The organism is Paenibacillus taichungensis, assembly GCF_013359905.1.
Classification (GTDB): Bacteria; Bacillota; Bacilli; order Paenibacillales; family Paenibacillaceae; genus Paenibacillus; species Paenibacillus taichungensis.
This window is the reverse complement of the sequence record NZ_JABMCC010000121.1, coordinates 320,060-340,322: the sequence shown is the minus strand read 5'-3', so window position 1 is coordinate 340,322 and position 20,263 is coordinate 320,060. Positions and strand designations below refer to the sequence as shown.

Sequence of the window (20,263 nt, the reverse complement as noted above, 5' to 3'; positions counted from 1 at the left end):
CCAAAGTCCTGTATTCGATCAGGCAGGCTTGAGCACTAAGAATCAGGGATACCTCTCACATCAGTTGGCTAAAACTGCCGCAAATCTCTTCTTTTTCAAAGGTTAAATTATTGTAACTATTTGCTGTGCTTCGTTTTAAGCAGAAATGAGACCTAAACCGAGCATCACTTAGGACATGCGCCATACGACCTATATTTTAATATTCAAATTCTATATTTGGTAAACATTACTATGGTTCATTTCGCGATAATGAGTACCTGAATCCCAAAATCATCACAAAAAAGCCGGAGATCTCTCCCCGGCTGTACTCTGTCTCAATATAAATCGATTATGGCTCCATCCCCCAAGCATTGACTCCGCCAATATAAGCGGTCACTTTGTTCCAGGCGCTAAAGGCCGTTTTGGACGCATCGAAAGAATAGTCATTGGTCTGATCAAAATTCGTCCAGTTGTTCTTCGAGAAGCGACCCTGGATAATTCCCGTCTCTGCTCCGGCAGCCAGACTGCCTGCCCCGGATTTGAAACCAATCTCCAGATACGTATCCGCTGTCCCTTTAGCCGGATCTACTGTCACAAAGTGAGCTTCAACGTTGGCGCTGCCAATCTGAGCGTAATCACACCAGAAACTCAGATCGGATGCACTATCCTTCGTAAAGTAATACCGCACCTTCACCTGGCTCAGATCCACTGCTGTCGTGCCAGTGTTCTTGATATTGAACTGCGGGGTCACCGCATTGCCAGACGTCCCTGAACCACCATTGCGGTATTGCACTTCAAGTGTACCTGTCGTTACAGGAGGCGCTGTGGGTGTCACCGTCACTACATTGGACAAGGTCTGCCCGCTTGCATTTATAGCTACCACTCGGTAATTATATGCGGTACCGTTCACTGCCGTGGCATCCGTGTAAGTCAATGCCGTCTGACCTGTAGTTAGATCGGCGTAGGTTCCACCTACAACCGAGCGTTGTACCTTGTAACTTGCAGCCCCGGTCGATGCGGTCCATGTTAGCACAGCCTGATTATTGCCTGCCGTTCCTGTAAGGGTTAACACTCCCGGTATGGATGTTCCCGCTTGCGGTGTTGCGGAGGCCTGAGCAGAAGGTGCAGATTCACCTGCCGTATTCACTGCGGTCACCACATAATAGTACGTTTTGCCATTGGTCAGTCCTGTATCTGTGAAGGTCGAGCCAGTAACCCCCGTTGCTACGGAAGTATACGGGCCACCGTTTACCTCTGCACGTTTTACCGTGTAAGAAGCGGCACCAGTGGATGCTGTCCAGTTCAGAACAACCTGTTCACTGCCTGCTGCAGCTGTCAGACCAGCTGGAGCTCCCGGCACCTGAATTCCTGGGTTTCCGGCTTCACCCAGGAGACGATCATATTCTCCATACGCGGTAGCCATATCTACCTGTGACCAGAAACGGTGATACGTAAAGGTTGGTGCGCCATTTTCCCATTTTTTCGTTGTTGGATTATAAGACGTTTTGTACAGATTATCCAGATAAGCCCAAGCCGGATCTTGCTTGATGGCCGGACGCAGGTCAGAGTAACCAATGTATACGCCATTACCACCTTTGGCGGGGTCAGAAGGTACGCCAGCTGTACCCGGTATCGTGTTCCCTTGCCCGAAGGTTCCCGTCCAGTTCGCCGGAATGTAGATCTCTTTGGCGAAGAAGCGGAAGTAGTCTTTACGGACTTCTTCGGTGACAATTCCCACACCATCATTGTAATCCCAGGCTGTATTCAGCAGTTTCTCGGCTATATCTTTGGCTTCCTGTCCTTTGGTACTGAGTACGCCGCCTTCGGCTTGAGTCCCTGCAGCAAAGAACGTCAGGGCTTTGATATAACTCCCCAGTACGCCTGTGTCCTGAGCAGGATCTTTGGTTACCACATGGAAATTAGGATTGTTCGTAAAGGAACTGAACCCATTCCATTTATCCGGTTGCCCCTGCCATTCCTGGCTGCCTGGTATCCAAAATTCGCCTGGTGCAGGTGAAGTTGCAACCTGTGCATTGGTACCACCAAGAATACGCTGACCTGCCGCATTCAAATAATATCCTTCAGCATCTGTAACTGGACGTTCATCCACAAACACATAATCCTTGGACCAGTCAATCCACTTGGTAATGACTTTTTTGGCCATCTGGAAGTTCTCAGAGCTGAGGTCCCCGCTCTCGGCAAGAATGTAATACATCTCAGCTACACGCTCCAACGACCAAGCCTGGAAACCAAACCACGTGTTGGAGTCCGGGTCCCGATATACTGGAGCTTCCTGATAAGCCATGTCGTAGAACGTACTGGTTCCAGTAGGATAAGCTTTGTAAGCGCCATCAAAACTGTTCGTCGCTCCCCCTCCAATCGCTCCTTCGTGAGACTGTAGCCAAGTGTAGAATTCCAGTTGGCGCTTCAACGATGCATTCCAATCTGCCTTGGCAGTTGCTGATTTTGGAATCAGGCCGCCTTCCGGATCAGATAAGGCATAAGCTGCCACTGGATTCTGGTAAGCCTGATGCGTGTGACTGGCTCCAATCCGCCAAGCCCAGTTCCCACCCTCGCCAAGGCCGCCGCCCCATGAGGTATACCACGCCATCAGATACATATTAGAGTCTTTGCCTGTACCGGCAGTTGGTGTACCGTTCTTGGCACTTCCGATCTTCTGAAAGTACTTGTCGTGCATCCCATAGCGCAGATAGTCACCCATCTTCTTCGCTTTGTCCAGATACGCTGTATTGGTATAGCCCATCTCCTTCGCCCAATACAGTACCTGTACCGCACGTGCGTCAGCATCCGTTGCGTTGGTATAACGCCACTGGGCTGCTGGCGCCTGGGTCTCCTTGGTGAACAGGCTCATGAAACCTTCGCCCGTTTTGCCAAACGTTTTATTGTCCTGGGAAGGATGAGGGATGGCCTCCCATACAGACTCCTGCTCCCCACGCTGGAATGTATTCACATAAGCTGCCGTATGATTCGGATTCAGCAGGTTACCATAGCCGTACCAATTATCCACATCCAGCAGCCAATGCATCAGGTATGTCTGATTGTTGCCGTAGGAAGCTTTCAACTCGGCATCAAGTGGGTCTTTTCCGGCAGCATATTGACCATTAATGGCAGAAGGATATTGATCCGGATAAGGTTTTTCCGCTGCATAGGTGGCCGGGCTGTTCGGATTGTAATAACTCATCGTAGGCTGCTCTTCCTTGCCGTCACCTTCATTGACTGGGATGATGTATTTCTCCATGCTGTCCCAAGCGGCTTCCAGTTTGGACCAATCACCCGTATAGTGACCGTACATTGTTTCCAGCCAGAGCCAGTAACTGTATGCCTCGGATGTCGTCATGTGCCCATAATCCGGTGCCTCGCTCATCAGCGTTTCAATCGAGTGATACGGAATGCCCTCTGGAGAAAAATAACCGTTCGCCGGGTCCTTCAGTTGATCATACAATTGCAAAAATCGAGCTTCGTTTATTCCGTCCGCCTGAGCATCAATGGTCTGCTCTTCGGCATAAACCGTTTGGGGACCCGCCCACAAGCCGGTGTACCCGGTTAACATAACGGTGCCTGCTAGCATGGCAGACAAACTTTTTTTAGCAGCTGATTTCAACATGTACTTACCTCCCTGGAATGGTGAAATTCAATTAGAATTACTGCGGGTCTGCCCTTGCTGTTGAACTCCCTTAGGTTACGGCTCCATACCCCAGACTTTCGTATCTCCCTGAAACCCAGTTACCTGATTCCATGCGGTAAAAGCCGTCTTAGTTGCATCATAGGAATAGTCGTTGCTCTGATCGAAATTGCTCCAATTGTTCTTGGAAAAGCGCCCCTGGATCACGCCCGTCTCCGCTCCAGCAGCCAGGCTGCCAGCCCCGGATTTGAAGCTGATCTCCAGATACGTATCCGCTGTCCCCTTTGCCGGAGTCAGCGTGACAAATTGGCCTTCAATATTGGCCGTGCCGATCTGAGCATAATCACACCAGAAGGTCAGATCGCCTGCACCGTCCTTGGTAAAATAATATCGGAGCTTCACCGTACTCAGATCAATCGCCTGAGTGCCTGTGTTTTTTAGATTAAACTGCGGAGTCACCGCATTGCCGGAAGCACCTGACCCTCCGTTACGATATTGCACCTCAAGCGTGCCCGTCGTGGCCGGAGGCGCACTCGGTGTAACCGTCACGATGTTGGACAACGTCTGTCCGCTCGCATTCACAGCGGCGATTCGATAACTGTACGCCGTTCCATTTACCGCTGTTACATCGATATAATTCAATACTGCCAACCCAGTTGCCACATCGGTATAAGCACCACCTACAACTGAGCGCTGTACCTTATAAGACAAAGCTCCCGTTGCTGCCGTCCAGGTCAGAATCGACTGTGCATTGCCTGAAGTACCGCTTAATGTCAGTGCACCAGGCAGCGATGTTCCAGCCTGTGGCGTGGCAGAGGCTTGTTCAGAACCGGGAGATTCCCCGGCTGAATTAACAGCCGTCACTACATAATAATAGGTTTTCCCGTTCGTGAGCCCCGTGTTCGTGTATGTCGATCCATGCACACCTGTCGCTACAGAAGTATATGGACCGCCATTCACCTCGGCACGCTTCACGGTGTATGATTCTGCCCCAGGGGATGCTACCCAGTTCAGGATTACCTGAGCATTCCCTGACACAACCTGCACTCCCGAAGGTGCAACAGGAGTGACGACCGATGTAACACCTGGTTCCTGACCGTATATCCGTATTCCCGCATCGTAGACTGGGAGATATACACTCTTCGCCACATTGCCTGTGCCCAAGCCCTGGAATGAATGATCATTATTCGCATGCCAGGCGCCTTGCGGGCCGGTAATGCGGAACTGTACCTCTTTGCGATAATGTCCTTCCCCGCCTGGATATATCTTGGTTCCAGTAAAGTCCGCTGTAACAGCGTAGATTCGTTTCGCTGCATCAACCACAACCGGTTGGGATACAGTAGCCCCCTCGGCATATGCGGTTGTAACATGGACATCGGAAACGGTGTATCCTGCAGCATAAACTTCACTCAGATCCAGGAAATAACGAAAAGACAACTTATCCCCCATCCGCGCAGGCCAGGCTGAACGATTGTTCAGTTGAGCCTTGATTTCCGTGTAATTGGAACCGGATGCCTTCACAGCAGCTTCGACAAAGAACTCATCTGTCTTCACTTCCGGAGCCGGAAAATTCGCGATGGGCTGATCATTCTGGCCGAATAACAGATTCATTTTGGCTAACGCGCCTGTAAAGCCTGCATTGTAATCGGTTGCCACCTCATTGCTGACATAGTCCCCAATGGAATCGGTATAGGCATCCGTTCCATCCGGTCCCCCAACCATCGCGCCGTATAACGTGTGACGGTGCTCTGAAGGTACATTTTCATTGTTCGTCCATGAACTGTGGGAGGTCCGGTGATGAGGGTGCTTAGGCGGATTCTGACCATAACCGACCACATAACTACTTTGGCGAGGATTATCTCCCAGAATGTAGTTCATTTGAGAGACGGCAAAGTCCTGATACCTCGCCTTCTTCACCGGATCACTGACCCAGTCGGAGTACACAAAAGCAATAAACGATGCATTCGCTGCATACCGGAGTGATCCCCATGTATCAAGCCAGGCAAGCCCGCCCGGTGTATACTTAATCCTTTGTCCATTCGTGCCTACAGACCAATAATCCAGATTGCGCTCCGTGGATTGAATGAACCGCGTCGCTTCCGGCATGTTCAGACTCGAAGTAATGCGGGCCAGCAGAATCTGTGCTCCGTAATGTTTGTCATCCCAGCCTTGGGTCCATGTATAGGCCCAGTTCCCGTTCTGTCCATCCGCTTGCCACAGATTCGCCGTAGCAATCGCTTTGGACAAGTAAGCGCTATCATTTGTCGCCATATATAACCATGTTGCTGCCCAGGCGAGTTCATCATAGTAACCTGTCCATGAATTGTAGAACGATTGAGCATCTGTAATGCAATCCGAGTATTTGCCTCGATACGTATCCGCGAAGTTGTAAAGTTCCTTCGCATGCTGAAGCAGTTTGTTGGCATAAGCCGGGTCACTGTCACGGAACACAATGGATGAAGAAGCGAGTGCAGCTGCAGTTTCTCCCGCAAGTTCACTTCCCGGACAGGATGCATCGATCTTATAAGCAGGACGGTTCATCTGCATCACTTCAGCAGGGCCCCACCAGGCATGGTCTGTATTACCTGCTCCAACCTGTCCCCATAATTCATTTGGTTTCGTATGCGCTTTCACAAAATAGTCTGTAGCCCATCTCAAGTTATCCTTAATCTGCTCCAGTTGCCCTGCCTGCTCGTATCCCTCACGGTATTCCACAACAGACCAAGCTAACATCGTAGCCGAATAGGCCATGGGCAGACCAAATTTCACATGATCTCCAGCATCGTACCACCCTCCGGTCAAATCAACCCCAACATCCGCTCCGTCATTTAATCCGGAATCACCACGCCATTCCACCCGATTGTCTTCGGGCAAAATCCCTGAACGCTGTGTTTCATAGAAATAAACCGCCTTTTGTAATGCCTCCGCATAGTTATGATTCCCGGCAGCCGCATCTGCCTTACCACTCCATGCCTGTATGGATGTACTTCCTGCCAGTAGCCCTACCGATAACGCGAGGATAGCGATTCGTCTCCACCAGCTTCCCTTCATCTTCAACCATTCATCTCCTTTTGCAATAGTCGTCTCGTAATTTTCCAATTACACTGATGTAATGACCCGCTCCTTTCTATGGTGTGACTCCATGTATTTCCACCATTAATTACCATTATATCCTTTTGCTCCAGTTGCAATATCAGCGCTGGTGACTTCTGAAATAACATTGTTGTGACATGTTTGGGTAGTGATATGACAAAAAAGACTGTTTCTCATATCGCTTGAACGCAATATGAGAAACAGTCCTGATATTTTGAATAACCCGTGCTACAGGTTGCATGATGATCCATGGTACTATCCAGTCTGAACACCCTACTTTTGGATCGTTTACACTCTGAATTTGTTGATTTGCTCCTGCAACTCTTCAGCCATTTTGGACAAAGAACCTGCGGAGGAAGCGATCTCTTCCATCGAAGCCAGCTGCTGCTGGGTTGCTGCGGATACATTATGCACCCCACCTGCTGCTTCTCCAGCGATGTTAGAGATCTGATCCACATACCCTACAACTTCATTCGTACTTGCTGACATTTCCTCCGAACCTGCAGATACTTCCTGGATTTCACCAGCGACCTTGTTCACTGCATCCGAAATCTGCTCAAAGGCTTGTCCAGCCGCTGTTACAATCTCAATGCCGGCTTCCGTTTCATTGCTGTTCACTTTCACAGCCTGCACGGCATGATCTGTATCCTTCTGAATCAATTGGACAAGATCCGTAATCCGCTGCGCGGATGTAGAAGACTCCTCTGCGAGCTTCCGTACTTCTCCGGCTACAACTGCGAAGCCACGTCCGTGCTCACCTGCACGTGCCGCTTCAATTGCTGCATTCAATGCAAGCAGATTAGTCTGACGGGCAATATTGTTGATAACCTCGGTAATGGTACCAATCTCTGCGGAACGTTCTCCCAACCCTGTAACCAGTTCTGTCAGTGATGCAATGGAGTTGCGAACAGATCCCATCTGTTCAACAGCCTGCTGAATAATCATATTTCCTTCGGCTGACTGATTCGCTGCATCAACAGCAGATACGGATACACTTTGAGCAAGCTCAGCGATTTGTTCCGAACCAAGAGCCATCTCACTCATCGCCTGTGAAGAACGTTTCACCATATCTACTTGATCCGATGTGCCTACAGCCAATTCCTCAACCGTCTCGGAGATCTGTTCCGACGCCCTTGTATTCTGCTCAGCACTCGCGAGAAGTTCTTCCGAGGAAGCGGCTACCTGTTCGGATGTCATCGATACAGATTGAATCATCTCCCGCAGGTTGCCAGTCATCACATTGAAGGAATCGGCCAGCGTTCCCAGCTCATCCTTGTTCTTGAGAACAATCTTCTCACTGGTCAGATCCCCATCTGCAATCAACATCGCTGCTGCATTCATCTTCTGAATTGGACGCGAGATGATGCTTGCAATGAAGAAGGCAATAAACATGGCGACCAGGAAAGCAACAATAGTGACTCCCAAAATAATATTAAATGCTTGTTCAGCAGACTCAACCGATGCATTCGTTGCTGCATCCGACAGTGAGTTCCCCATCGTGATTAATTGAGCAATGGTATCATTCGCTGTATACCATAATGGATAGGCCTCTGAATGCAATCTGCTGGCTTCTTCGTAATTGTTAGCCATGCCCAATTTCATAAATTCCGGCATTTTAGCCAAATACGCCTCATAGTTCGTGCTAAATGTATTGTACATTCCCACCGCTTCGGTATTGCCTGAGATAAGTGAAACCAGTTCCTTGCGCTCAATCGCAATCTTGGCTTGGAGCTGTTCCAACACTTCATTCATCTTGGTGATTTCAGTTGGATTCGTTTCGACAATTATTGCAAGAGCAAGCCGTTCGACGTCGGAAACATCACCATTCATCATCCCGAGCAGGCTCACACTGGGCATCCACATCTTGTCGATCTCATCGGCCTTTTTGGACATATCATGAATTTGGGTTAACGCATAAATGCTTACAAAAGCCAGTAAAGCCACTACCATTAGAAATCCAGTCAGTAATTTCATTCGAATTGTTAATCTCAATTTCTTTGTCACGTTTCCCCGCGAGTCTTTCATGTTCCCCACTCCTCAACTAGTACATATTTATAGTATATCGACACGTATCGTCATGAATTGTATATATGAGAATTCGATTTTTTGTAAATTTCAGTTAACTTCGAAATAAACACAAAAAAAGCCTTAAGTCTTTGGCTCACCAAAGACTTAAGGCTTTCATATCCGAAACTTCTCTTCCAATCCCTACTATATTCAACCATTTCTAACGGAAAATTCGCCGATGAATGTTAATGAAGAAATCAGGAATCGACTTGGTATAATTACGCGTAGCAATCAAGATTACACTGACCAGGCTACCCAGAATAAATCCACCAAGGATATCCCCAGGATAATGTACACCTACATAAACCCGCGACACTCCTGTCAGCACAGCAAGCAACAGCATCCACATACCGAAGCGACGTCCAATAAAAAACGAAGCTGCAGCTAGCGCAAATACAAAGGAAGCATGTTTACTTGGAAAAGATGGATCTGGCACATGCGGAACCAGTTGATTCACCGTGCCTTCCATAAACGGCCTTGGATGACCTACCACAGGTGAAATTCCCCATTTTGCCAGAACAAGTGCTACGATTGAAGCTACACACGCATAAAACACAATTCGTTGCTTCGACGGGTTGCCAAGAAACCACACAATCACAAGAAGCCCTATCATAACCCAAACGGCATATTCAGCGGATGTAATCATAAACCAATCCAGAAACGGAATACGATCAGCAAACTGGTTGATCCAATTAAATACAGATTGATTCATAACAGTCGTTTAATACCTCCATTACACAAATCACGATTATTTTTTACATAATAAATATACACTAACTATTTGTCAAACATGTAGCCTAGTAACCGAACTTTCGAAATCAAAGGGGACATTTCTCTTACTTTTTGTTAAACTAGTTTGGGTTACATAATAGTTCATTCATAGAAAGGTGAAGATTATGCTTAAGAAATGGTTATGGGGAACATCCCTAACCCTGGCACTTGCCATAGCCGGTGTCATTGTATATTACGGATACTCGATCGTTCATTTTGCCAATAGCATCTCAACTGCTTCCGAGACTTCCACTTCTGACACAAACCAAAATACGGACACTCCAACCACCCCTGTTCCTAAATGGGAAGGGAAGGAACGAGTTAACATTTTGCTGCTTGGAGGTGACACCAGAGGGGATGATGCCGGCCGTTCAGATTCGGTCATGGTCGCTTCCATTGATCCGGTATCCAAGAAAGCCCATCTCTTCTCTGTTCTGCGTGATACATATGTTGATATTCCGGGACACGGAAAGAGCAGACTCAACGCGGCCTTCTCCTACGGCGGAGCGGAATTAACCAAACAAACGGTCGGTGACTTGCTCGGCATCCCTATCCAGCACTACGTGTATACCGATTTTATCGGATTTATGGCGCTGGTTGATGCTGTAGACGGGATCGATATTGATGTAGAGAAAGACATGTATTATACCAGCAAAGCAGATAAACATATGTACGATATTGATCTCAAAAAAGGACTTCAGCATATGGACGGTAAGACCGCCCTCCAATATGTCCGATTCCGGCATGATGCCACATCAGACTTTACGCGTACCGAACGGCAACGGATTTTCATGACTGAGCTGGCCAAGAAGATGCAAAGCACGACTTCACTCTTCAAGATTCCTGAAATTTTGGAAGCTGTCGCTCCATATATCGAGACAGACCTCAGTCCAACACAGATGTTAAAATTAGCTTCGCTCGGATTCGATATTAACGTGAATGAAATCGATAAACAGCAGATCCCTCCTAACAAGCTGCTTACCAATGAGCTTGCAGGCTCTGCCCAGGTACTCGGTGTTAATAAACCGAAACTTCAAGCATACATTCAGAATTTGTTTGAGGAAGATGCAAAATCTTCAGAGGATGAATCAACAAAAGTACAAGACTTAAACTAAATGGAATGGAAACAAAATGAGGCAGGTATCGCAAAGATACTTCGACTAAAAGATGGCTGCTGCCATCTTTTTTTGTACCTATTTCCCCCATTTAATGCAGTCTTAATGTTTAACAGGTACCCTTAAATGATGAATTCCGGTTACACGAAGGAGGGTTACACGTGAATAAACCGCGAATCGTGGAATGGACTCAACTGCGCGCCCTTGCATTTCTCGCTATTGTGATGCAGCATAACATTGCAGAATATATATATCGCGCTGATATTGAACAACCTGATTCCATCATACTGACCATGATTTATCATCTGACTCGTTTTGGTACACCGACATTCGTCTTTCTGTCCGGTGTAATGCTGTTCTATCATCATAGTCATACCAAACCGGATTACCCCAAGTTTATCCGTAAGCGGTTTGGAGATATCTATGTGCCCTTTGTGGTATGGACGTTCATCTATTGGTTGTTTGTCCGGGTATTCACGCCCGAGTTCTGGCTTTCGGGTATGCCAGATTTCCGCAGTCTTGTTCGTGAACTGTTCCTCCCCCAGACGGGATATCATCTGTGGTTTGTAATTATGGTGTTTCAGTTCTATATTCTGTTTCCCCTGTTTCTTGCGGGAGCCAAGTTCATTCAGAAACGTATTGAAAAAGTTACACGCTTCACCCCAATGCAATCCGTCATCACGCTGATTCTCATTGGGATGGCATTATACACTTTACTTATGAAATGGTCCTACTACGATATGGGCGGATGGACAGCTTCCTTACCCCAACCTTGGTCGGGTTTGCTGCAGTATCGCTCTTATTCATGGGTTATGTACTGGTTTTACTTTTTGTTGGGCGCAGTCTGTGCCTGGTCAGTGGATAGTTGGAGAAGTTGGACCGCAAAAGTATTGCCCTGGATGGTCTGTCTGTTTATCGGCATGTACATGTGGCTTGGGTATGATGTGCTGCGGGGATCGGGTGATGTCGTTAACCTGAATATATCAACCTATCTGAAACCAACAACATTCATCATCATCATGGCCCAGATGTTCATGTTCTATGGGTTCCTTGTACTGCTGCGTGGCAAAGATTCACCATTTCAGCGTCTCCTGACGTGGATTGGCCGATATTCCTTTGGTGGCTATCTGGTTCATGCACTGGTTATCTACTGCATTGCGTATATTACCCGACCACTTACGCTAACCGGATGGCATCTACCGATTACATTGCTTTCGTTTCTTGTCACCGTGGCAACGTCTCTTGCAATCAGCTGGGGACTTTCCCAACTTCCTGGCTCTCGCTTCACCATAGGATTACAACGGAAGAAACGCCCAAGTCCCCGTTTGCATGATACTGTTTCTGCAATCAGAACAAGTTCACCCGAGCGTAATCCGTCATCTAGCGCAAATCGCAGTCCGGAAACCAGCTAATCCTGATTGAATATAGAAGAAGCGTCTCCCTTCGTGGAAGACGCTTTTTTCTTACTTCACTTCTGTGGAAGCGGATCGACCGGGTACAGGTTCGTGAGGACCAGGAGCTTGATGTGTATTGCCCTTCTGATTAACGAACCTTTTCAGGTCACCCGTCAACTGCTCCTTCAGCTTGTCTACCAACTGCGTTTCACTGATGCCTTTTGCCTGAGCAATCTCAGCTAATGATTTCCCGCTTTGAAGCTGCTGATGGAGCTGCTCCGGGGTGATGCCGAGAAAACGTGCAATAGCGCCCTTGTCCATCATTGGATGTCTGTTGCCATGGTGAGCGAACTCACGTCTTAACTCCCGCAGTGGTGTGTTGATTACCTTCTTCAGCTTCGTATCCATACCTGCTTTGGCTGCTGCTGCCTGCTCTTTCGTGAGACAGCCTTCTTCGGCTGCTTTATCCAATCGCTGAGAGAGCGAAGGCTTCAGCTTCTCCAACAATTGATTTTCACTAAGTCCCTTGCGTTCCTTAGCAATCTGAGTCAACGTTTTGCCAAGCTCCATCTGTTCCTTTAAATCACGGAGCCCAATACCGAGCAGGTCTGCGGTTTCTCCAATCATAAACAGGCCATGACCTGCTTGCATGCATGGCTTCTTCTGGTTTGTGGAAGAGGATGGTGTAGCCCCATCTTCAACAGATCCATTTGGATCAGCGGATGCCGTATAGCCGGTTGATGCTGTTATAAATACGGCTGCCAGTCCGGCTGCCATCCATTTTTTCCATCTGTATTTCATTTCTCTTCTTCCTTTCATATGTCAAAATCCTGTGCTCTCTTAGTTTGAGCCTAACTTCCGCTTTTTTATGCCATAAAAATACAAAATGTCATTGTTTTTTTCACAATTCATCACAAAACCTCCTATTTTTTTCAATTCATTTCCGGTATACTGAAAGTAACTTCATGATCTAGTCGAAAAGTCCTTAATTACTTTATTATGGGAAGGGCGTAACCAAACGATGCGGAGAGAATGGTTTGATCCGTTTAGATCCGATGTGGAGGTGGTGTTCGCTGCAGCAGAGCAGCTGGTACAGAAATATCCTGAACCAATGTCAGAACATGCACTAGAACAACTTCATTTGGTCAATCCGTTGTTACGAGATTCGGGTCACAGCTACATCGGCTACATTATTCCATTGTGGATGCAGCTCTCAGATGGTCTACCTCCAGAGAAGGCACACAAACTAAGTACTGCTTGTCTCCTGCATATGCTATATTTTCTGAATCAGGATGAAGTTATGGACGAACAGCCAGAAGATGTAACACTGAAATTATCACTGGGTAATCTTTACTACGTGGATGCGATCTGTGCCTATTCAGAGCTATTCAGCCTTTCTTCCCCGTTCTGGACGTATTTCAGACAGTATGTGGAGGATTGGGCCATGAGCGTCACCGGTGAGAACTCCATCGATTATTTCAAGAGAAGCCCGCTATTAATCGCCCAAAAAGCCGCCCCACTTCAACTTGGAGCTGCTGGCTCACTCCTTCTTTTGGAACAGGAGCGTCGCATTACTCCGGTATGTTCTGCCGTCAACATTGCACTGATGACTCTCCAGATGACAGATGACTTCACAGACACGAAACAAGATGCTGTGCATGGAAATTACAACAGCTTCCTCTCACACATATCCGCAGCACTGGAACATAACTACCCGGCTCATCCTGTAAGCGAACGTGTACATGATAATGTATACAATACCCAATTGATGAACTCCTATGTAGACATTGCTCAGCAATATAACATCAGACTAACATCTTCTAACTCGGGAATTTCGCATCTCGAAGCATTTAATTCCTACTTATGCGGCATTCTGGGACAAACTGTTCACGACATTGAACAACACAAAAAAATGCTTTTTCAAGGCGGGTTTCATTACTGGATCAGCGAGAAACAACATTTGTCCTAATCACCAAAGAAGAGCTGGTACAGTTGAATTTTAAATATGAAGGGAATGTTGACGATGATGGTATCAGAGAAAACGTTGCACGAGGATATTATTGAAAAGGCCTGGACTGATGAGCACTTCAGACAACAACTGCACTCCAACCCGAAGCAAGCGCTTCGCGAAGCATTTGGCATTGATATTCCTGAACACATTCAAGTCCGTACCGTTGAAGAACAACAGAACGATTATGTTCTCGTGATTCCTCCCAATCCATCCAAAGTGGATTATGACGTAAATTGCGGACCGTGGAGAAGCTAAACGGATTAGATTGAATATGTGATTGATCGACATCAGGGGTAGTGAACCAAAAAGCCATCGTACACTTCTGCCGCTCGTCATTCGACGAACGCAGCAAAAGATACAACGGCTTCTGTTCCTACCCCTTTTGTGCTTGTAAAGCTGATCTGCCCATGCATGGCTTCAACGATTCGGAAAGTCACCATCATGCCAAGGCCTGTCCCCTTAATTTTATTCGAGAAATAAGGCTCCCCAAGGCGGACCAGCGCTTCCTCATCCATGCCCTCTCCATTATCTCTAACATGTACCTTGATGATCCCGTCCTGGGCATAAGCCCAAATATCAATCTGACCCTCTCCTTGCAGAGCTTCTATACTATTCTTAATAATATTAATAAAAGCCTGTTTGAACTTGGACGAGTTCCCTCTAATCCATAGATTTGGCGGAATATCAGTTGTTATTTTGCCACCTTCCAGATTAGCCATCGGTACAAGAATGCCTTCAATATGATCAAATTCATCCGCGATGTTTAGAGAGACAATATGATCGAACTCCGGTTTGGCAAACGTTAGGAAGTCGGTAATAATGCCGGATGCCCGATCAAGCTCCTCCAGAGCTATCCGCACATACCCTTTGTTTTTGTTGTCTTCCTGCTCTGTCATAAGCTGAAGGAATCCTCGTGTCACCTGCAGTGGATTACGAACCTCATGAGCAACCGACGCCGCCAGTTCGCTAATGATCTCCATTTTCTCGGATCGCTGCAATTCATTATTGAACAATTCCAACTCTTTCGAGTATTCAAGCACTTTGGTATGTTTTTCAGCAAATCGGCTTCCCAGTATGGCAATAAGTGAGATAATAAAAGCAACCATGGACCATTTCCACCATATCAGATGATATGTTCCATTACGCTGGTAATACCAGAGTAGTTCAGCAACACTGATTAAGGCAAATGTGCCAAATCCCGTAGCCAGCAAAAGAGCTTCCCGGCTCCGTTGAAGTGCTTTGGAGATGGTGCCGATCATTAAGATGCTCAACAGGATTACGAGAACAAATCCAATTACATTCTGAACCAACAAACTATAGAGCATGTCCCATTGACCGCCTGAAATAAAATCAATCATCAGGGCAGCCACAGCTACTATAGAATAGATGAATTGGAATTTTCTTAGTTTGGTAAAGATGCCATAACGACCTGGTCCGATAATTTGTTCAAAAAAATAACAGAGTGCAGGCATGCCCATCAGCATAGCCAGGTCAAACAATACGGAATACAGATTACCGTAGACCTGATAGAACGTATATAAAAACTGTGAATAGGTGATAATCATCGTTCCGATTGAACCCATCACGATACATAGCGAAATCCACAACCCTGTATGGAATTTGCCCAGGAAAAAAGTGCAACTCAGCATCGTTAGAGCCGTGAACACAAAGGTCGCTCCCAATATTACATCAAGCAGTCCATTGTGAATGTATTTTTCCTGTAATGTAGCATAAGGCCCAACCTGAACTGTTCCGTAGATGCCAAGTCTGCCTTTTTCATTCTCGGACCATACATACAGTTTGCTACCTGAATTCTCACTCGAAAGGGGTAACAACACAGCGTTGTTATCATAATTGTAATGATAATTCTCATACACCCTACGATCATCCAGATAGATTACAATGTGGTTCCCTTTAATATTTTCAAAACGGATTGCCGAGCTATCTTCATTTATTTTTGGAATGGTCAAACGAGTCCACATGGAACCCGAAGGAGCCTCTTCGCTGCTATATTCCAGCTTTTCTGCACCTTGCTTCTCCCAGATCTCCTCTGAACCTTGAACCTCACTGATGAATCCCTGATCGTGTACGTTCCCCCATTTTACTTCCCATCCCGTAATGGATACAGGTTTGTCAACTTCTCCTGCAGTCGCTGAGACGAAATCATGCGGCAAGCAAAGAATATTCAACATACTTATCCATAAGATGATGATAGCTTTGGGCACATTTTTCATTCACAGCACCTCAAAGTTCTTATTTTCTCTATCCCTCAAGTTCTCTCATTTATCATTCGCCACAGTTTGACGTGTCACCTTCTTGTAGGGAAATGAAAATTCACATTTTAGTAGATTTATAGTTTTATTTCCATTTTATTGATAGATTTCGAGTGTTTTCTCCATTATCCGCGCAGATCTTCGAACTGGTTCTCAATCATTTCGCGCTCTTTCTGTTCAATCTTCGTACGATATTCCAACCACTGCTCCGTCTCCTCATCGTCATAGATCGTCCATATATCCGAGAAAAGATAATCCCGCAACTGGACAATCTGTCCTGACCATATCCCGCCTACCCAGAACAGCCCGTCCGGACGGCGTATAACGGTACGGGAAAACCCGGGCGTAGACGCTTTTTGCCCGATTCGGATTTGAGTGATCATATTGCCCAGCGTATACCAATCCAATTGGAATCCCTCCCTCATATATCCATGTTTCATCATATCATAGGCCAAAGATGAAAAGCTGTAAAACTGATCTCTGCGATTCAATCGTCCCTTCCGGGTGTAATGTTCCTCAAAGCAAACACTTACCATTGAGGAGTGATTCAAATGAATGAGCCACACAGAACGGTAGAGGTAGAACATAAGGATGTCCAACACAAATCGGATTCAAGTATGGTCGCTTCCACGTTTATCAAGTATGCGGCTTATATCATTATTTTCTTTGGATTTCTGTACTTTTTGGTCAAATATGTATTTCCAAAATTTTAAAGCCTATACGTTGAATCTGTAATCCGTACATTGCACTTTCATCTTATATTCATATTTTGGGAACACAAGGGAATCATAAGTTGTGCGAGATTACAATGTTAGCCCTTTGGGTAACTACCGAATAAGAACCTTTACTAGATAACTGCCCAATTAAACAAACAACCATTAAATATAATCCACTAAAAAGGAGTGCTACTTATGTCAGACAGACCGATTAGTAATGAAGAGAGCGAACGTTACTACGACCGTTATCAGAGGTCACGTGATATTCCACTGGAAACCGAAGTTCCTGAAGGTGACATAGACACTTTTGATGAAGTTACGGGGAAACGTATCGATACCGAAAATACAATGAATCCGCCACTTGTAGCGGCTACGGAAGAACCGGAATTGGAGTCACGAACAGCGGAGCCTGCACTCGAATCCGTCCCTGATGCTGATCTTATCCAACCGAATAGTCCAGTTGATCCTGCCGCACCCGATCCCAATGCGCTTCACGGGACGGACCTGTTAAACGGCGCTGGAGCAGATGCCAAACCGGAGAGCGATATTCCACCACGGCGCTAATCCTCTTGTCACAGCCTGAATTAGGAGGTGCAGTCACGATGAAGGATAATCATAAGCGACAAGTACATGAGCCCGATAATCTGGTAACCGAACGGGATATTGATCCGAATTTTGGATTATTTACGGAAGATTCCTTTCCGGAAGCCCTAGCAGATGAGGATCAACTTGATGCTGTTGAACATGCCATTCCAAAGGAAAACAATGAAGGCGTTGAAGGTCCACGAAAAGATTCATCCTGGGATGAATAGGAACGCATTACAGATTCATTAAGGAATATAGGAAACCTCTTGCTCAAGAGGTTTCTTTTTGCTTTAATTTCGTAATAACAAAGGCTGTATCCTGAAAAAGAGATGGCTACCGTATCCGTACGGTGCCATCCCTATCTCTTCTATCTGATAAACCGTTTAACGTTTTACGTTTTTGATTACTTCGCCAAAGGTTTGCCCGACCCCGGCAACTTCTCCTCCAGTCGGGACCATTTCGCTACAATCGCGGTAATCAGCAGCGCCACTCCATTGATGATAAAAATCCAACGAATCGGCAACCAGCCACCCAGAACACCACCGATTATCGGCCCCGCCATCGTACCGATCTGGGAAGCCGACTGATTCAGGCTGAATGCTCTTCCCCGGAAGCCAGGTTCAGTCACTTGCACAATCATTGCATTAATCGCCGGGAACACCGCAGCAAAGAATAATCCATACACAAAACGCAAGATGCCGAATCCAATATAACCTGTAGTGAAAAACTGCAGCAGGTTACCAATCGCCCCACCAACGAGGCCAATGATCAGAACTTTGCCATATCCGATTCGTGAACCGATCTTACCCCAGCGCGGCGCCATAATAACCGTAGCTACACCAACCGCAGAGAAAATAATTCCCGAGCTAAGTGAAGCACGATCGGGCTGAATGCCCATTTCCATCACGTATACGGTCAATAATGGCTCCAGAATCATCACGGAGAAGGTACAGATACCCATCATGCCAAGCACCGTAATAAACAATCGATTTGCCCTGGCTTCACGGATGTCATCCATCACATGAGAACGTGCCTTGTTCCTGTTGAAGTTCTCTTCTTTGACCCAGAAGGTTGCGATCAACGCCGAGACCAACACTACGATGCTGGAAAATAAAAACGCATTCCGGTTGCCATAATAGTGGCTTACGACCCCGCCAATCAATGGACCGATTATGCCTCCTGTTGCCCCGGCTGTTGACATGATACCAAGTGCATACCCAGTCTTCTCTTCCGGTGTATTGGTACCGACCAGTGCAATCGCCGCCGGAACAAACCCCGCGAGCAACCCCTGAAACAAACGAACCACGATTAGTGAATAGGGATCCTGCACAAAATAATTGATCAAATACAAAACCGCAAGGCTGTACCCCGACCGGATCAGCATTGGCTTGCGCCCGTATTTGTCAGCCAGTGATCCCCAGAAAGGAGACACCAGCGCACTTGCCAGAAACGTGATGCCAAAGGCAAGCCCTGACCAGAACTCCAGGTGATCACGAACGCCCAGATCGCCACTCAGAAACAAAGGCAGAAATGGGATGGAGATTGAATAAGCGGTGCTACAAAAAAACACACCAATCCACAAAATCACCAGATTACGCTTCCACGAGAAGTCCATATACCCGCACGCCCTTTCCGTTAATGACGTCGGGACTGCCGTGTATTGGAGCGGACGGAACAGACCCGTACGTCCCTGACTGCGGAAGCATTTTCCTTATTTTACACCTCTGTAAGCATTTACACCATCCCTTATCGCCCATAATATGTTGCCTTGCATTGCCATCTTGTCCGCAAAAACGGTATGATAGTTGAGGGATTATCCGAAAATAATTCTGACTAAATATATTATGCAGAGATGCAAGGGGGAACGTTCTCATGTCTTTTCGGTGGAAAAAAACAACAGCTGTGTCGCTGGTTCTAGCGATGCTGCTTATCGTCATTAGTGGTTGTGGGCGCCCTGCAAGCAGCGCGACGGAAACACCAGTCCCAGCTGCACCCGAAGGGCCAAATCCAGTGGCCACAATTGAAATGCAAGACGGGCAGAAAATCGTCATTGAGCTATATCCCGAAATTGCACCCAATACCGTGTACAATTTCATCTCACTCGCCAATAAAGGTTTCTATGACGGTTTGAACTTTCACCGTGTTATCCCAGGCTTTATGATTCAGGGTGGCGATCCAAACGGTGATGGTTCGGGCGGCCCAGGATATACCATTAAAGGTGAGTTTACATCTAATGGTCACAAAAACCATCTGAATCATACTCGTGGAGTGATTTCCATGGCGCGTAAATCCGATAATTTGGACTCCGCAGGCTCCCAGTTTTTCATCATGTTAGCGGATGCCGATTATCTGGATAATGCATATGCCACATTCGGTAAAGTTACAGAAGGTATGGAAGTCGTTGATGGAATCGCTGCTCAGAAAATAGGCGCACAAGACAAACCGGTTACCGATCAGGTGATGAAAAAAGTCACTGTCGACACCCACGGTCTGGAATATCCAGAACCGGTAAAAATGCCTTAACCTTTGGAAGACAAACAAAAGCTCTGTCCTGCGTATTCACGCAAGGCAGAGCTTTATTCAATGTTAGCGTTTACATAAATGACTTTATAAAAA

General features: G+C 46.6%; 16 protein-coding genes. 8 read left to right on the top strand and 8 right to left on the bottom strand.

Going from position 1 to position 20,263, the window contains the following annotated elements:
- Window positions 1–328 precede the first annotated feature (328 nt).
- The 4 genes from HP548_RS29180 to HP548_RS29165 all read right to left on the bottom strand — a co-directional run bounded on the left by HP548_RS29180 (window position 329) and on the right by HP548_RS29165 (window position 9,494).
- Entirely contained in the window at window positions 329–3,604 is a 3,276-nt protein-coding gene (locus HP548_RS29180) for a glycoside hydrolase family 48 protein (RefSeq protein WP_175383620.1), read from the bottom strand.
- Window positions 3,605–3,679: 75 nt separating this feature from the next.
- On the bottom strand, window positions 3,680–6,673 hold the full coding sequence (locus HP548_RS29175; protein WP_175384006.1) for a glycoside hydrolase family 9 protein: 2,994 nt from the start codon (window positions 6,671–6,673) through the stop codon (window positions 3,680–3,682).
- 330 nt (window positions 6,674–7,003) lie between these two features.
- Window positions 7,004–8,707 carry a methyl-accepting chemotaxis protein gene (locus HP548_RS29170; protein WP_175384005.1) on the bottom strand — a complete coding sequence of 568 codons (1,704 nt, stop codon included), beginning with the start codon at window positions 8,705–8,707 and terminating at the stop codon, window positions 7,004–7,006.
- Window positions 8,708–8,942: 235 nt separating this feature from the next.
- On the bottom strand, window positions 8,943–9,494 hold the full coding sequence (locus HP548_RS29165) for an undecaprenyl-diphosphatase (protein ID WP_076290195.1): 552 nt from the start codon (window positions 9,492–9,494) through the stop codon (window positions 8,943–8,945).
- Between the two features lie 184 nt (window positions 9,495–9,678).
- Here HP548_RS29165 and HP548_RS29160 point away from each other — a divergent pair, with 184 nt between their 5' ends.
- Both HP548_RS29160 and HP548_RS29155 read left to right on the top strand, forming a co-directional pair.
- Window positions 9,679–10,668, top strand: coding sequence for an LCP family protein (locus HP548_RS29160; RefSeq protein ID WP_175383619.1), 990 nt, complete (start codon window positions 9,679–9,681; stop codon window positions 10,666–10,668).
- Between the two features lie 161 nt (window positions 10,669–10,829).
- Window positions 10,830–12,080, top strand: coding sequence for an acyltransferase family protein (locus tag HP548_RS29155; protein ID WP_175383618.1), 1,251 nt, complete (start codon window positions 10,830–10,832; stop codon window positions 12,078–12,080).
- Between the two features lie 51 nt (window positions 12,081–12,131).
- Here the strand turns inward: HP548_RS29155 and HP548_RS29150 are convergent, their stop codons facing one another.
- A complete protein-coding gene (locus HP548_RS29150) occupies window positions 12,132–12,863 on the bottom strand; it encodes a hypothetical protein (protein WP_175383617.1) in 732 nt (243 codons plus the stop codon).
- A gap of 220 nt (window positions 12,864–13,083) precedes the next feature.
- On the opposite strand from HP548_RS29150, the gene HP548_RS29145 reads away from it, so the two are divergent.
- Window positions 13,084–14,031: a hypothetical protein gene (locus HP548_RS29145; RefSeq protein ID WP_099855708.1), complete on the top strand. Its 948-nt coding sequence runs from the start codon at window positions 13,084–13,086 to the stop codon at window positions 14,029–14,031.
- A gap of 36 nt (window positions 14,032–14,067) precedes the next feature.
- On the top strand, window positions 14,068–14,328 hold the full coding sequence (locus tag HP548_RS29140) for an NHLP leader peptide family RiPP precursor (protein ID WP_240343015.1): 261 nt from the start codon (window positions 14,068–14,070) through the stop codon (window positions 14,326–14,328).
- A gap of 77 nt (window positions 14,329–14,405) precedes the next feature.
- On the opposite strand, the gene HP548_RS29135 is transcribed toward HP548_RS29140, so the two are convergent.
- Entirely contained in the window at window positions 14,406–16,265 is a 1,860-nt protein-coding gene (locus HP548_RS29135) for a sensor histidine kinase (protein WP_246318263.1), read from the bottom strand.
- Window positions 16,266–16,471: 206 nt separating this feature from the next.
- Complete coding sequence (locus HP548_RS29130; protein WP_076290201.1) at window positions 16,472–16,753, bottom strand: hypothetical protein; 282 nt, start codon at window positions 16,751–16,753, stop codon at window positions 16,472–16,474.
- Between the two features lie 144 nt (window positions 16,754–16,897).
- Here HP548_RS29130 and HP548_RS29125 point away from each other — a divergent pair, with 144 nt between their 5' ends.
- From HP548_RS29125 to HP548_RS29115, 3 genes are all read left to right on the top strand, one after another.
- A complete protein-coding gene (locus HP548_RS29125) occupies window positions 16,898–17,059 on the top strand; it encodes a hypothetical protein (RefSeq protein ID WP_017690239.1) in 162 nt (53 codons plus the stop codon).
- Between the two features lie 198 nt (window positions 17,060–17,257).
- A complete protein-coding gene (locus HP548_RS29120; protein WP_175383442.1) occupies window positions 17,258–17,626 on the top strand; it encodes a hypothetical protein in 369 nt (122 codons plus the stop codon).
- A 38-nt stretch (window positions 17,627–17,664) separates the two neighbouring features.
- Window positions 17,665–17,874 (top strand): hypothetical protein, encoded by a 210-nt coding sequence (locus HP548_RS29115; RefSeq protein WP_175383616.1) that lies wholly within the window; start codon window positions 17,665–17,667, stop codon window positions 17,872–17,874.
- 176 nt (window positions 17,875–18,050) lie between these two features.
- Here the strand turns inward: HP548_RS29115 and HP548_RS29110 are convergent, their stop codons facing one another.
- Window positions 18,051–19,262 (bottom strand): MFS transporter, encoded by a 1,212-nt coding sequence (locus tag HP548_RS29110; RefSeq protein WP_076290204.1) that lies wholly within the window; start codon window positions 19,260–19,262, stop codon window positions 18,051–18,053.
- Between the two features lie 257 nt (window positions 19,263–19,519).
- Between HP548_RS29110 and HP548_RS29105 the strand changes: the two genes are divergently transcribed.
- Window positions 19,520–20,170, top strand: coding sequence for a peptidylprolyl isomerase (locus HP548_RS29105; protein WP_175383615.1), 651 nt, complete (start codon window positions 19,520–19,522; stop codon window positions 20,168–20,170).
- Window positions 20,171–20,263: the final 93 nt, after the last annotated feature.